Genomic DNA, 15,025 nt, shown 5'->3' with positions numbered 1-15,025 from the left:
TGACTCAGATGAGGATGGCGACAGCCTTGCCATAAGCGCAGCATCAGCTGATATTGGCTCTGTATCAGTGCTTGGCAATCAAATTCAATATACCCCAGCTGCGAATACCAATGGACTCGCCACGGTAACTTATACTGTAAGTGATAATAATGGTGGAACCAATACAGCCACAGTCGCTATTACAATAACTGCCGTGAATGATGCACCAGTGACTAATAACGATACTGCAACTATGGCTGAAGATGCAGCGCCAATACTGATAAACGTATTAGCCAATGACTCAGATGAAGATGGCGACAGCCTTGCCATAAGCACAGCATCAGCTGATATTGGCTCTGTATCAGTGCTTGGCAATCAAATTCAATATACACCGGCAGCCGACGACAACGGCTTAGCAACAGTTACTTATACTGTAAGCGATAGCAATGGCGGCGCCAGTACAGCAACGTTAACTATCACTATTACACCTGTAAACGATGAACCCATTGCAAATGCTGACACGGCAACGATGGATGAAGATGCAGCACCGCTACTCATTGATGTGTTGATTAATGATATAGACGCTGATAGTGATAACCTAAGCATAACAGCAGCGTCAGCCGATAGCGGTTCAGTATCCGTTGTTGATAACAAACTACAGTACACACCGGCTGCAAATACCAACGGTATTGTTGTTGTCAGTTATACTGTTGATGATGGGAATAACGCTACAGATACTGGTAGTTTGTCAATTACGATTGCTCCTATTAACGATGCTCCAGTTGCGTCAAACCAAGGTTTTAATATTAGCGAAAACGCAACCGATGGCGACACTATTGGGTCTGTTAGTGCCTCAGACATTGAGAACCAAAATTTAAGTTACACCATACTCAGTGGTGCCCCCATATTCGAAATAAATAATGATTCTGGCTTATTAACTGTAAAAGGTGAAAGCCCGTTTGATTTTGAAACAACTCCTCAGTACATATTGAGCCTAGCTATTACTGATGATGGTACGCCTAACGAAACAACTACTATTAATATAATAATTGATATCACTGATGATACGGAGCCTCTAGTTCCTGTTGAAGATGAAACATTTAGTCGCCCTATAACAGGTGAACTTGATCTTTCTGGAGTTTTCTCAAGCGGTGAATTTAATGACAGTATTGAGCTAAATAATAACCTTTACTTTGTAGGTTTTAGTAATAACAGCGACAAAGATATTGTTATTGCATCGTATACTACGAGTGGTGTGATAAATACAGCATTTAATGGTGATGGCGTTAAAGTATTAGATTTAGAAAATGATGAACAAGCAACAGCTATCATCTCTGATGGTACAAGCCTCTTTGTTGCTTACACTAGTTTTGATGGCACAAATACCGAAGCATGTTTGTTGAAAATGAATACCGCTGGCGTATTAAGTAATAACTCTGGAGATAATAATTCAGGTATTCACTGTACCGCATTAGCAAGCACCCTCGTGATTAATGACCTTGAATTTAGCGACAATAAAATTCAGGCTGTTGGTAAGTCATTTAATGGTAACGACAACGATAGCTTATGGATAAAATACGATATATCTACGCTCGCTTATGAAGCCGGAAGCCCTAAAATTGTCGATGTGAGCGGCGCTAGTAGAGATGACGAAGCGTTTGCTATTAAAAACTTTAATAGCTCTGATCTTATGGTTGTTGGCAGTGTCACAAGTGCAACTGGTGATAAAGACGTACTTATTCGTTATTTAATTTCTGATGGTGAAAACAATGGAAGCTTTAATGGTAGCGCAGCATTATCGCTCGACTTGTCCAAGAATAATAAAGATGACGAACTATTTGCAATTGGCGGCGCTAAAAACACCGACTTTACAGCTTTTGCAGGTGGTTACATAACTCGTAATAGTGGTGAAAAAGAAGCCGTGGTTTTGGCTATTGATAAAACAGGTACTCTTATAGCGAGTTTTGGTGATGCAGGTACTGCAATTTACGATATTGATAGTGATAGTGGTAGTGGTGATGGTGGCGCGAGTGTAACCGGCGTAAAATATGAGCCAATCAAAAATGGAATTACGTTATCTGGCACTACTGGAGTTTCTGCTAGTGAAAAACTATTTTCTGCCCGTATTTTAACGTCTGATGGTTCACTTGATAGTACTTATGGTGCATCAGGTATTAATATTATTTCAGGTATCAATGGTAAGCAATTTGCCAAATCGGCAACTATAGATGCGAATGATACAGTATGGGTATCGGGTGTTATTAACGACTCAACCACTAAACCATTTGTTGCAGCAATTGACGAGCAAGCCACATTATTCAGTAACTTTGCAGACGTTGGTTATCTTGCTTTTGATACTATAAGCGCAGAATCTGACGATCAATCAATGCACGTTTTACAACTGAGCAATGGCCCTCAGGTCGGTAAGTATATTCTTGCATCAACGGCTAAATCGAACTCAATTACTAAGTTAGTATTAACACGCTTTACGAGTACGGGTGCTATAGATACTAGCTTTAGCGAAAGTGGTCATAAAGAAATTGCCATAGATTTGAGCGTACCTAATATAGCGTTGGTTGAACACAATAGCGGCAGCTTATTTATTGCGGGATCTAAAAGCAAAACTGACGGTGAAGAGGGCTTTATAGCTAAAGTTGATCAAAATGGTGATTTAGATACCTCATTCGCCAGTGATGGTATTTACTCTACTTCTATTTCAGGTGCTGAAAAGCTTAACTTAACTGATTTAGCACTACATGATGGCAACGTTGTAGCAGTTGGCTCTGTAGTTATAGCCGATACTCCTAGTTCGTTTATCATGATGCTAGATTCTGACGGTACACTTGACGATGACTTTGGTAGCAATGGAAAAATTATAGGAACACCTTTTGAATATTATGAAAATGTTTTTATCAGTGATGATAGTATTTTTATTGGTGGTAAATCTGTATCAGGTGCCAGTTCAGAATTAATAGCATTAAAGCTCGACTCTGACGGTGAGCAAACCTACAAATACATAGGTGAAACAACCATTGATTCCGAGAATAAAATGGTAAAAGTATTAGTCGACGAATCAAATAAATTATATTTAATTGCAAACGTTGTAGATACGCCTAATAAAGCTAGTATTACGCGATTACTCGCATCTGGAGTAATTGATGACAGCTACCCTTTAGACCAATATACATTAGCTTCAACGGGAGATACCGAAGTAAAAAGTGCCGTTTTTGATACCAACAACAATATTGTTTTAGTTGGTATGGGCAACAATAAAGGCATGTTAGCGCGCATTTTAACTGACGGTACTTTAGATAATACGTTTGGAGCCAGTGGTGCCGGATTTTATGAAGCAAGCCAATGTGTCAGTACACATGTATTTACTTCAATTATCCTGCAAAATGATACCCAAGTTGTTGTAAGTAGCACTTGTAATGACACTAACTCTAACAATGTTAGTATTTCTAAATTCAATTTTGAAGCAGATGGAGCTTAGCCTTAAATTATGAAAGTTGAATTTTTTGGTGTTAGAGGCTCGATGCCTTCAGCTGGAAGTAATACACACATTTTTGGGGGAAATACCTCATGTGTGTACATTGAACAAAACAACGGTAAAGATCTTATTTTAGACTCTGGTACCGGTATTGTAGAACTCGGTACACGTTTACTAGAAACACAAAGCCCTATCAATATTTTGCTAACGCACAATCATTGGGATCATATTCAAGGGTTTCCTTTTTTTAAACCTATCTACCAACCCAACCGCAATATAACCATTGTAGCTGGCAACGTTGATGATAAAAAAAGCCAAGATGCCATATTAAAGCAAATGAGTGGTTCGTACTTTCCTGTGTGTTATCAGGATTTACCTGCCAGCATTACGCTTAATACTGATTTATCGTCTCAAAAGCAATTTACACTTAACGGTTTTTTGGTTTCTACTGCTCCACTGAATCACCCTGGTGGCGGTACTGCTTATTGCATTAAAGCAGATGAAAAAAAGATAGCTTACGTTACCGACAATGAGCTAAACCCACCAGACAAGCTAAACACAAGTATTTGCGAATGGAGTAATTTTATTGAAGGCGCTGATTTACTAATTCACGATGCTCAATTTATAGATGCAGACTTGCCTCTTAAGCATGGTTGGGGTCATAGCACCATAGATCAGGTTGCTGAGCTTGCTATAAAAGCGAGTATTAAAAATGTGATTATTATTAGCCACGATCCATCAAGAACCGATGAACAGTTGTTGGCAATAGAAAAATATTTACACACGCAGTACGCTCAACAGGTAAAAATAGAATGCGGCCGAGAAGGACGAGTTTTTGATTTTTAGTCTATCAAGGAGCGTTGCTCATTAGCTTCTTAAAACCCATTACCTCAAAGCACTTTTTTATTGGCGCTGTTATTACATTATTAATTGCATCAATAGAGTTATTTTCAACTGGGTCGCTTGCAAAGTTAGTTAACCGTGCAGAAGGTATAATATACGACTCTCGGTTATTACTGACGCTTTCAGAGACGCCTAGGCGCATAGATGAAACCGTTGTAATAATTGATATCGATGAAAAGAGCATGCAAGAACAAGGACGCTTTCCTTGGAGTCGCTCAAAATTAGCAGACCTTGTTACAAAGCTTAGTGATGCAGGTGTTATTGTTATTGCATTCGATATATTTTTTTCTGAACAGGAAGAAAACCCTGTTACAAAAATTATGTCTGAAATTCCTGGTTTATCAAAAAAGTACACCATCCCCTTTGCTGAAATTACTAAACAAGTCGATGCAGACACAAAACTAGCAAGCGCATTATCTAAAAATGATACTGTTCTTGGTTTTTTACTAATTGATGAACAACTGACTAATCAAAACTTGCCAGCTAAAAACAGTGTTGTATGGGCAAGCGAAGAGCACACTAATTCACAAATAAACCAGCTTCCTGGTGCTATTGTAAATATTCCACAGTTACAAAATGCTGCAACGGGCACCGGCTTTATTAATGCACATATTGACGAAGATGGCTTTATACGTAAAGCAGCTCTTATAAATCGAGTTGGCGATAAGCTTTATCCTTCTTTAGCACTTGAAGTTGCTCGACTTTATACCCTTGCTGAAAACATAGAAACCCGTTCCAATAGGTTAGATGGTATAACCTTATTCGAAGGTATAAAGTTTCAAGATAAGTGGATTCAAACTGATGAGTATGGGCAAATATTAATTCCTTACAAAGGGCGTGCACATAGCTTCCCCTATTATTCGGCTACCGATATTTTGACCAAAAAAATTGGTTTAGAGGAATTAGAAGGCACTGTAGCCTTTATTGGTACCTCCGCCGTAGGGCTTGCTGATTTAAGATCAACACCTGTTGGTTTGCAGTATCCCGGTGTGGAGGTTCATGCCAATATATTTGAAGGGTTAATGCACCCAGAGCTACTTCCCTCTAAACCTAATTGGTCACAGGGAGCAAGCTTACTCATCATTGCATTAACGGGTTTCGTACTGTCGTTTTTTAGCCACGCTAAGAGCGCACGCTTTATTATTGTTTTGTCTCTTACAGTCACAAGTGTCGTTATATTTTTAAACGTTTATTTATGGTCAGTACAAAAAATTAGTTTACCTTTATTAATGCCTCTTTTACTCATCATTATATTAGCCGGCTATTACATCATTGTAGGCTCTATCGCTGAAATGAAACACAGCCGAAAAATAAAATCTATGTTTGACCAATATGTTCCTCCTGAGCGTATAAACCAAATGATACTTCAAGGTAAAAGTTTATCTCAAAAAAGTGAGCGAAAAAATATGACGGTGTTGTTTGCCGACATTCGTAGTTTCACTTCACTATCAGAAAGTATGACCCCTCATCAGTTAAGTGAATATTTAAACGAATATCTTACGGCTATTACCAAAATCATATTTGATCATCACGGAACTATTGATAAGTACGTAGGCGATATGGTGATGGCATTTTGGAATGCTCCACTAAAAGATGAAAACCACGCTCGTCATGGTGTTGAAGCCGCAATGTCTATGATCAACGGGTTAACGCAAATAAATCAGTTATTTGCAGAAAACAACCAGCCTGCCATAAAAATAGGTATCGGTTTAAGTACTGGCGACATGAATGTAGGTGATATGGGTTCGGTTTACCGTAAAGCCTATACAGTTCTTGGTGATGCTGTTAATTTAGGTGCTAGAGTAGAAAGCTTGACCAAATTTTATGGCGTAGCTATTCTTGTTACAGAAGAAACGATGAAGGAATGCCCTAATATTTCATTTCGTTTAATAGATAAAGTGCAAGTTGTTGGTAAAACAACCGCTGTACAGTTGTTTGAACCTATAAACTTTACAGATAAGCTCAATGAAGAGCAGTTAAATGAAGTTAAAAAGTCGCAGCAGGCCATGACGCTTTTTTATAATAAAAACTGGCCACAAGCACTTAGCTTATTTAAAGAACTACACAGTACAACCGTATTTAGCCCCAACATTTATGCCATTTTTATTGAACGTATTAAGGGCTTTGATTTGCAAACACTAGCTAAGGATTGGAATGGTGCCTTCAAACATACTCAAAAGTAGTAAACATATGCGACAGCACATTAAAGACAAAACAAATCTTCAACACTTTATCGATATTAGCATTAGACTAACAACCGAAAAAAACTCGTCTAAGTTACTTGATGAAATACTGCAAGTTGTAATGTCGATAGCAAATTCTGATGCTGGCAGCATTTACTCTATTACCTCAAACAAACAACTAAAGTTTGAAACAGTAATAAACAAATCATTGAATCTTTATTTAGGCGGCACATTAGGTGGTCCTGTTGATTTTCCTAATATAGATCTTTTTATTGATGGCAAACCAAATGACACCGCTATTGTTGCGCATTCTGTTAATACAGGGGAAGTAATAAATATTCCTGACGTGTATGATGCCTTGCCTTTTGATATGAGCGCTGCACGCAAAATGGATGCTCGCACGGGTTATCGTTCTGAGTCCATGCTAACAATTCCTTTAAAAGATCATGAAGATGACATTATTGGTGTAATCCAGCTTATAAATGTAAAAGATGCGCAAAATAAAAACATTCCTTTTAGTGAAGAGCTCGTCACTCTGATTCGATCTTTTGCCTCTTTAGGCGCTATTTCACTAACTAACTCTACTTTAGTTAAAGATATGGAAGTGCTTTTTTCAACGTTTGCCGAAGCTATCGCAATGGCAATAGATGAAAAGTCTCCTCACACGGGCGGCCACTGTAAGCGGGTACCAGCACTGACGTTAATGCTTGCTGATGCAGTGCATAAAATAGATAAAGGTCCACTAGCAGATTTTATAATGAGCCCAGAGGATCGCCATGAACTAAGTGTTGCGGGATGGCTACATGACTGTGGGAAAATTGCTACTCCTGATCATATTATGGAAAAGTCGACCAAGTTAGAGACTATTTTCGATCGCATAGAGTTTATTGATGCTAAGTTTGAAATAATTAGTCGAGATTTAGAACTCTCTTATCAGCAGCAAATTATTTCAGCAATCAAACAGAACAAGTCGGTTGAGGTTTTACAATTTGAACGATTGCTTGAAACTGAGCTTAAACAACTAGCCCTCGACCGTGCATTATTACAGCGGGTGAATATTGGCGGTGAGTTTTTGGGCGAAGAAGAACAAGCCCATATACTGAGAATATCAAAACAGTATTCGCTTAAAATAAACGGCGAAGAAACACCTCTACTGACTGATGATGAAGTAGAAAACCTCATGATACGACGCGGCACACTTACCCAAAGTGAGCGCGAAATCATGAAACGCCATATGGATATAACTAAAAATATATTAGATATTTTGCCGTTCCCCAAACATCTTAGTAATGTAGCTGAATATGCTTTAGGTCATCATGAAAAACTTGACGGTACTGGTTACCCAAGAGGTTTAACCAAAGAACAAATGTCGGTGCCTGCAAGGTTAATGGCTATTACGGATATTTTTGAAGCACTCTCTGCCGTAGACAGGCCCTATAAAAAAGCAAAACCGGTAAGTGAATGTTTGAATATTCTAGGGAACATGGTTAGTAATAATCACCTTGATCCTGATATTTTTGCTATTTTTATTGAGTCAGAAGTCTATAAAAATTATATCAACGAATATGCTAACCCAAAGCAGCTAGATGAGGTAGATTTTGATAACTTACCTGGTTATACACCTATAAGTTAGCACTTATAAAGTAATATCTTTATTCAAAATGTGCTTATTACAGTCTATGACTATTCAAACAAAAAAATGCCACCTGACGGTGGCATTTACACACGGGGTTATTTCTACTTATAGAAATACTTTTACTTTTTATTTGTTTTTTTGTATTGTTTTATTAACAAAAAATATGTGCCCAAAGGTAGCATTTAGTGCTTTGTGTAGCAACAGTAAAAGATAAAGTTCATATATCTGCCATATTAACGTCATAAAAAAAGCGCGAAGTAAATTCGCGCTCATAAACTTAACGGGCGTTATATTTTAATACACACGTACTTTTCTTCTAAGTACTCATCAAGCCCTTGATGACCGCCTTCTCGGCCTAAACCAGATTGCTTAACACCACCAAATGGCGCTACTGGGTTTGATATAACACCTTCATTTACGCCGACCATACCAAATTCAAGCCCTTCACTAACTCGGCAGACTTGCTTAATGTTTTGGCTGTAAAAGTAGGCCGCTAGACCAAATGGTACATCGTTAGCAAGCGCAAGCACTTCACTTTCTTCATCAAAAGGAATAACCGTCAATACTGGACCAAATACTTCTTCGTGGTAAATATCCATCTCTGTAGTTACGTTGTTTACTATTAATGGGTTTTGAAAGCTGCCACCTAAGTCACTATTATCGCCAATCAACGTCGCACCTTTATCGAGTGCGTCTTGTACTAACTGTTGTACTTTCTCTTTGGCTTTAGGGTAAATGAGTGGGCCAATATCAACATCGTCTTCAAAACCATTTGCCACTTTTAGCGCTGCAACCTTTGGCGTGATTTTTGACAGTATTTTGTCGAGAATATTACGCTGTATAAAAATACGGTTTGCAGCAACACATGCCTGTCCACTGTTTCTAAATTTAGCCGCCATTAGCCCTTCAACAGCTTCATCTAAGTCGGCATTATCAAAAATAATAAAAGGTGCATTACCGCCAAGCTCCATCGAGGTGCGTTTAATTGTGTCAGCACATTGCGATAGCAACTGCTTACCTACACCTGTAGAACCGGTAAATGTAAACTTACGCACGACTTCTGAGTCAGTCAGCATTTTACCTACTGTTTTGGCATCTTGAGAAACCAGTACATTAAATGCACCTTTAACAAAACCAGCTTGATCGGCCAGGTGAGCAAGCGCAATAGCACAAAGTGGTGTGTGCTCAGAAGGTTTAAGTATAAAGCTACAGCCCGCAGCGTAGGCTGGCGCTACTTTACGAGTAACCATAGCAATAGGAAAGTTCCACGGCGTTATACCAGCTACAACACCGACAGGCTGCTTAAAGCTGGTTAAACGGTGCGAGTCATCTGTTGGCGGAATTACATCTCCGTAACTACGTTTGGCTTCTTCTGCAAACCATTTGATAAAACCTGCACCGTAATCAATCTCACCAAGGGATTCTTTGAGTGGCTTGCCTTGCTCTTTGGTCATTAGCTCTGCAAGTGTTTGCTTGTGTTTTACTACTAGCTCATACCAGCGCATCAAGGTTTCGCTTCGCTCAGTGGCATTTGTCGTTTTTAACTTAACAAAAGCCCCTTGAGCTGCGGTTACTGCACTATTTACACCCTGCTCGTCAATATCGCTTACTTCAACAATACTTTTTTCGGTAGCGGGATCGTTAACGCTAAAGCGCGTATCGGTTTTATAAAATTCGCCGTTAATAAATGAGTCAGAAAAAATAAGATTACTCAAAATAAACCTCCAAAATTACGTTTTAAGGTGTTAGCTTTTAATGCGTGGCATAGAGCCAAGGCTAACATTTTAGGATCTTTGCTCACGTGAGAAGCGCAGCTTCTATATTTATAACCTAGAGTTAAAACACATAACGCCAGCAAGCTTTGCTTGCCTACAAAATAACTTACGAGCTTTGCTCGTCACGCCAGCAATTCACAAACAAAAAAGCCGCTGTATCAAACAGCGGCTTTTAATATATACATCGTTAAAAACTAGTGCTCTTCATTAACGATATTGAGATTGTACTTAGGTATTTCAACCACTAGGTCTTCATCTCTTATAATTGCTTGGCAACCAAGGCGTGATTCAGGCTCTAAGCCCCATGCTTTATCTAGCATGTCGTCTTCTAGCTCATCACTTTCTTCAAGTGAATCAAATCCTTCACGAATCACTAAGTGACACGTAGTACATGCACACGATTTTTCACAAGCATGCGCAATGCTAATACCATTTTTAAGCGCAGCGTCGAGTACCGTTTGACCTGTAGGAGCTTCAATTGCAGCGCCGTCAGGACATAATTCAGGATGTGGAAGAAAAACAATTTGTGGCATTCTAATCTCTCTTAAATGTTGTCTACTGACTGCCCTGTAAGGGCCTTTTTAATTGATGCATCCATTCTACGCGATGCAAAGTCGCTACTCGCATTATCGACTTTTTCGATAGCTGCTTTAATTTCGCCAGGCTCTTGTGCATTTTCGCGCACTTTTACCAGTTCTGCAATTTCAGCGCGTAAGTTAGCTAGTTGCATATCGTCAAGTAATGCACCATCGGCTTCAAGTGATGCGTTAAGCGCTTCTATAACACGCAACGCTTCTACTTGTTGCTCTTTAAGCATACGCGCTTGCATGTCGCCTTTAGCGTTGCTCATTGATTCTTTTAGCATGTTAGCTACTTGGTCATCAGATAAACCAAACGAAGGCTTAACTTGAATCTCAGCTTGTACACCTGTTGATTTTTCCATAGCTGAAACACTTAATAGGCCATCAGCATCAACTTTAAAGGTTACACGAATATGCGCAGCGCCTGCCGCCATTGGTGGAATACCTTTTAAGCTAAACTTAGCAAGCGATCGACAATCATCAACAAGCTCACGCTCACCTTGCAGCACATGTAATGACATGGCTGTTTGACCGTCTTTAAACGTTGTAAATTCTTGTGCGCGTGCTACCGGAATCGTTGTATTACGCGGAATGATTTTTTCAACCAAACCACCCATAGTTTCAAGGCCTAGCGATAACGGTAATACATCAAGCAATAACATGTCAGAATCGGGCTTATTGCCAATTAACACGTCGGCTTGAAGCGCGGCACCTAAGGCTACAACACGATCAGGATCGATTGAAGTTAGCGGCTCTTTATCAAAAAAGCTTTGTACTTGGCTACGTACCAATGGCATACGGGTTGAACCGCCTACCATAATAACTTGCAGCACTTCTTCGTTTTCAATGCCAGCATCTTTTACAGCACGACGACACGAGCGCAGCGTTTTTTTAATTAGTGGCATAGCCATTTCATCAAACGTTTCGCGCGTTACTTCAACGGTGTATTTTTGATCGTCAAACTCAAGGCCCACGTTTACTTTAGCGTATTGGCTTAATGCTTCTTTACACGCTTTTGCTTTATTGATAAATAAACGTAAAACTGAAGGTGATAATGCTGACACACCTGTTTGCTGCTTAAAGTAATCAACAAGGAGCGAATCAAAGTCATCGCCGCCGAGGCTAGAGTCGCCACCGGTTGCCATTACTTCAAACACACCTTGGTGTAATCTAAGTACTGATATATCAAACGTACCACCGCCTAAATCATAAACAGCAATAATACCTTCTTGGCCAGAGTCTAAACCATAAGCGACTGCTGCTGCTGTTGGTTCATTTAATAAACGTAGTACGTTAATACCCGCAAGCTCTGCGGCATCTTTAGTACTTTGGCGCTGCGCGTCATCAAAGTACGCTGGTACTGTGATTACAGCCCCTAAAATTTCTTGGTTACCAAAACTTTGCTCAGCTCGTGCTTTTAATGCAGCTAAAATATGGCTTGATGCTTTAATTGGACTAATTTTACCTGCCGCAGTTTCTATTGCTAGCGCACCGTTGTGCTCACAAAATTCATACGGTAGTTGCCCATAACTTTGCTCTATTTCAGCCTGAGTTTTACCTAAAAAACGCTTAACCGAAATAAGTGTGTTAGCAGGGTCTTGCGTTGCTGCTTGTGCAGCTTCTGCGCCAACAGTAATACCGCCTGCTTGATAACGAACAACCGACGGTAACATAGCCGCGCCAAGATCATCAGTTAACGTGCGGGCTTCGCCGCTTTGCACTGTTGCAACTAATGAATTAGTTGTACCAAGGTCAATACCAATCGCTAGTTTATGTTCGTGTGGTGCCGCGCTTTGCCCCGGCTCAGCAATTTGCAATAATGCCATAATGCTCTTTAAACTCGTGTTGCTCGCTTTGCAGCAAGTAATTAATCGTCAAATAAACTGTCTTCGATACGCTCTAGTTCTTCACGTAACTTATAAACAAACTTCAGTTTACGAATATTATCTGCGGCAAGTTGATATTGCTGCTCATCATTACTTGCTAATTGCTCAGCAAGTTGTGCACTGTATTGCGCGTTTAATTGCTTAATTTGTTTTTCAAAATTTGCAATGGCGGTATCAGGATCGCTAGCTGATGTTAGCTCTTCAAGTTCTTCGCGAAGTTCCATTTGCTGCATTAAAAACATTGGATCTTGCAAGGTTTGCTGCTCTGCACGAATATCAACGCCTAGCTCGCTCAACATATATTCAGCACGTTTTACTGGGTGCTTTAATGTTTGTAGCGCATCGTTAATTTCGGCAGTGCTTTGCACAGCCATTAACTTATCGCGGCTGCTCGCATTCGCGTGGCGATCGGGATGTACAGTACGCTGTAATTCCAAGTAATGCTTGTTAACCGTTGCTAAATCAATATTGTAATCAACGGGGACTGCAAATAATTCAAAGTAACGCATAACTTCAACCAATAATATTCAGAAATAACAAAGCCCTACATTAACTGGCAGGGCTTATTTATACTACAAAGATATTTAAAGCTTAAACGGTAAAGCTTTCGCCACAACCACACTCATCTGCTTGATTCGGGTTATTAAATTTAAACCCTTCATTTAAGCCTTCTTTAGTGTAGTCGAGCTCTGTGCCGTCAATGTAAACTAAGCTTTTAGCGTCAACAATTAAGGTGACACCTTTAGCCGCAAAAGTTTCATCGTCTTCGTTTAAATCGTCAACAAACTCAAGTACATAAGCAAGACCTGAACAACCCGTCGTTTTAATGCCAACGCGCAGGCCTAAACCTTTACCGCGGTTTGCTAAAAATGATTGTACGCGGTTTGCTGCCGCATCTGTCAATGTCACTGCCATGAGTTTCTCTTCTTACTTCGCTTGTTTGCTTTTGTAGTCTGCAATTGCTGCTTGAATTGCGTCTTCGGCTAAAATTGAACAGTGAATTTTCACTGGTGGCAACTCAAGCTCTGCACTGATATCAGTGTTTTTAATTGTCGCTGCTTCGTCTAGCGTTTTGCCTTTAACCCACTCTGTTACAAGTGAAGATGAAGCAATTGCGCTACCACAACCGTAGGTTTTGAATTTTGCATCTTCAATAACGCCAGTGGCAGATACTTTAATTTGCAGTTTCATTACGTCACCACATGCTGGTGCGCCTACCATACCCGTTGCCACTGACGGATCGTTCTTATCTAGAGTACCTACGTTACGTGGGTTTTCTACGTGGTCGATTACTTTATCACTATAAGCCATTATTCTATCCTCATTACCTGCTAGGGTATGTGCTCACACTATTAGTGGTGAGCCCATTCAACTGAATCTAAATCAATACCTTCTTGATGCATCTCCCAAAGTGGAGACATCTCACGTAGGCGACCGATAGAGTTTTTCATTAATTCGACGGTGTAATCAATCTCTTCTTCGGTAGTAAAGCGACCAATACTAAAACGAATTGAGCTATGTGCTAATTCGTCGTTACGGCCAAGTGCACGTAATACATAAGAAGGCTCTAAGCTTGCAGATGTACAGGCTGAACCTGACGATACTGCAATGTCTTTTACTGCCATAAGTAACGACTCACCTTCAACAAAGTTAAAGCTGATGTTTACAATACCCGGTACTGATTGGTCTTGTGTGCCGTTAAAGTATACTTCGTCCATATCAGCCATAATGCCGTCGATTAAACGATTACGTAAGGCGCTGATGTGTGCGTGATCTTTTTCGAAATCTTGCTTAGCAATTTTAAACGCAGTACCCATACCAACTAATTGGTGAGTTGCTAGTGTACCAGAGCGCATACCGCGTTCATGTCCGCCACCGTGCATTTGCGCTTCAAGGCGAGCACGTGGTTTACGACGAACGTAAAGTGCACCAACACCTTTAGGGCCATACACTTTATGTGCAGAGAACGACATAAAATCAACTTTAAGCTGTTGCACGTCGATTAATACTTTGCCCGCGCTTTGCGCTGCATCTACGTGGAACATAATTTTACGTTCGCGACACATTTCGCCAATAGTCGCGATATCTTGAATCACACCTAGCTCGTTATTAACGTGCATGATGCTTACAAGTACTGTGTCGTCACGCATTGTGTCGGCAAGTTTTTGTAAATCAAGTAGGCCGTTTTCTTCAACGTCCATGTAAGTTACTTCAAAACCTTGGCGCTCAAGCTCACGACATGTGTCGATTACAGCTTTATGCTCAGTTTTAGCGGTAATAACGTGTTTACCTTTTTTCTTGTAAAACTGTGCTGCACCTTTAATAGCAAGGTTATTTGATTCTGTTGCACCCGATGTGAAAACAATTTCACGTGGGTCTGCATTAATTAAATCAGCAATATCTGTACGCGCTTGGTCAACAGCTTCTTCTGCTTGCCAACCAAAACGGTGTGAGCGTGACGCAGGATTACCAAACTTACCGTCCATTGTCAGGCACTGCATCATTTCTTTAGCAACACGTTCATCAACAGGCGTGGTCGCTGCGTAATCTAAATAAATCGGTAACTTCATTTCTCTCTCCGCTGCAGGTCAA

Annotated in this window: 11 protein-coding genes; 4 read left to right on the top strand and 7 right to left on the bottom strand. The window is 40.0% G+C overall.

Translation table 11 applies throughout. The features are described from left to right. The 4 genes from H5088_RS04975 to H5088_RS04960 all read left to right on the top strand — a co-directional run. Nucleotides 1–3,472, top strand: a 3,472-nt coding sequence (locus H5088_RS04975; RefSeq protein WP_182752333.1) for an Ig-like domain-containing protein, incomplete at its 5' end; no start/stop codon positions are given. Nucleotides 3,473–3,481: 9 nt separating this feature from the next. After that, nucleotides 3,482–4,315 (top strand): MBL fold metallo-hydrolase, encoded by an 834-nt coding sequence (locus H5088_RS04970; protein WP_182733638.1) that lies wholly within the window; start codon nucleotides 3,482–3,484, stop codon nucleotides 4,313–4,315. A 14-nt stretch (nucleotides 4,316–4,329) separates the two neighbouring features. Then, nucleotides 4,330–6,555, top strand: coding sequence for a CHASE2 domain-containing protein (locus H5088_RS04965; RefSeq protein WP_182752332.1), 2,226 nt, complete (start codon nucleotides 4,330–4,332; stop codon nucleotides 6,553–6,555). Next, a complete protein-coding gene (locus H5088_RS04960; protein WP_182752331.1) occupies nucleotides 6,527–8,188 on the top strand; it encodes an HD-GYP domain-containing protein in 1,662 nt (553 codons plus the stop codon). Before H5088_RS04965 ends, H5088_RS04960 begins: the two co-directional genes overlap by 29 nt. A gap of 290 nt (nucleotides 8,189–8,478) precedes the next feature. On the opposite strand, the gene H5088_RS04955 is transcribed toward H5088_RS04960, so the two are convergent. From H5088_RS04955 to H5088_RS04925, 7 genes are all read right to left on the bottom strand, one after another. Further along, a complete protein-coding gene (locus tag H5088_RS04955; RefSeq protein WP_182752330.1) occupies nucleotides 8,479–9,906 on the bottom strand; it encodes an NAD-dependent succinate-semialdehyde dehydrogenase in 1,428 nt (475 codons plus the stop codon). 254 nt (nucleotides 9,907–10,160) lie between these two features. Beyond that, entirely contained in the window at nucleotides 10,161–10,499 is a 339-nt protein-coding gene (gene fdx, locus H5088_RS04950; RefSeq protein ID WP_002958430.1) for an ISC system 2Fe-2S type ferredoxin, read from the bottom strand. Between the two features lie 11 nt (nucleotides 10,500–10,510). Then, complete coding sequence (gene hscA / locus H5088_RS04945) at nucleotides 10,511–12,373, bottom strand: Fe-S protein assembly chaperone HscA (RefSeq protein ID WP_002958429.1); 1,863 nt, start codon at nucleotides 12,371–12,373, stop codon at nucleotides 10,511–10,513. 41 nt (nucleotides 12,374–12,414) lie between these two features. Next, nucleotides 12,415–12,942 (bottom strand): co-chaperone HscB, encoded by a 528-nt coding sequence (hscB, locus tag H5088_RS04940; protein WP_002958428.1) that lies wholly within the window; start codon nucleotides 12,940–12,942, stop codon nucleotides 12,415–12,417. 82 nt (nucleotides 12,943–13,024) lie between these two features. Continuing rightward, entirely contained in the window at nucleotides 13,025–13,348 is a 324-nt protein-coding gene (iscA, locus tag H5088_RS04935) for an iron-sulfur cluster assembly protein IscA (RefSeq protein WP_002958427.1), read from the bottom strand. A gap of 12 nt (nucleotides 13,349–13,360) precedes the next feature. After that, a complete protein-coding gene (gene iscU / locus H5088_RS04930; RefSeq protein ID WP_002958426.1) occupies nucleotides 13,361–13,744 on the bottom strand; it encodes a Fe-S cluster assembly scaffold IscU in 384 nt (127 codons plus the stop codon). A 41-nt stretch (nucleotides 13,745–13,785) separates the two neighbouring features. Next, nucleotides 13,786–15,003 (bottom strand): IscS subfamily cysteine desulfurase, encoded by a 1,218-nt coding sequence (locus H5088_RS04925; RefSeq protein ID WP_002958425.1) that lies wholly within the window; start codon nucleotides 15,001–15,003, stop codon nucleotides 13,786–13,788. Nucleotides 15,004–15,025: the final 22 nt, after the last annotated feature.

It is taken from the genome of Pseudoalteromonas sp. SR43-3 (assembly GCF_014163875.1).
In the GTDB taxonomy this organism is placed as follows: domain Bacteria; phylum Pseudomonadota; class Gammaproteobacteria; order Enterobacterales; family Alteromonadaceae; genus Pseudoalteromonas; species Pseudoalteromonas distincta.
The sequence above is the reverse complement of the archived record's forward strand: the minus strand, read 5'-3'. Positions and strand labels throughout refer to the sequence as shown.

Bases quoted from the DNA above. Each gene is read 5' to 3' on its own strand.
- H5088_RS04970 (WP_182733638.1), top strand. From the start codon at position 3,482: ATGAAAGTTGAATTTTTTGGTGTTAGAGGCTCGATGCCTTCAGCTGGA.
- H5088_RS04960 (WP_182752331.1), top strand. From the start codon at position 6,527: ATGGTGCCTTCAAACATACTCAAAAGTAGTAAACATATGCGACAGCAC.
- fdx (WP_002958430.1), bottom strand. From the start codon at position 10,499: ATGCCACAAATTGTTTTTCTTCCACATCCTGAATTATGTCCTGACGGC.
- hscA (WP_002958429.1), bottom strand. From the start codon at position 12,373: ATGGCATTATTGCAAATTGCTGAGCCGGGGCAAAGCGCGGCACCACAC.
- hscB (WP_002958428.1), bottom strand. From the start codon at position 12,942: ATGCGTTACTTTGAATTATTTGCAGTCCCCGTTGATTACAATATTGAT.
- iscA (WP_002958427.1), bottom strand. From the start codon at position 13,348: ATGGCAGTGACATTGACAGATGCGGCAGCAAACCGCGTACAATCATTT.
- iscU (WP_002958426.1), bottom strand. From the start codon at position 13,744: ATGGCTTATAGTGATAAAGTAATCGACCACGTAGAAAACCCACGTAAC.
- H5088_RS04925 (WP_002958425.1), bottom strand. From the start codon at position 15,003: ATGAAGTTACCGATTTATTTAGATTACGCAGCGACCACGCCTGTTGAT.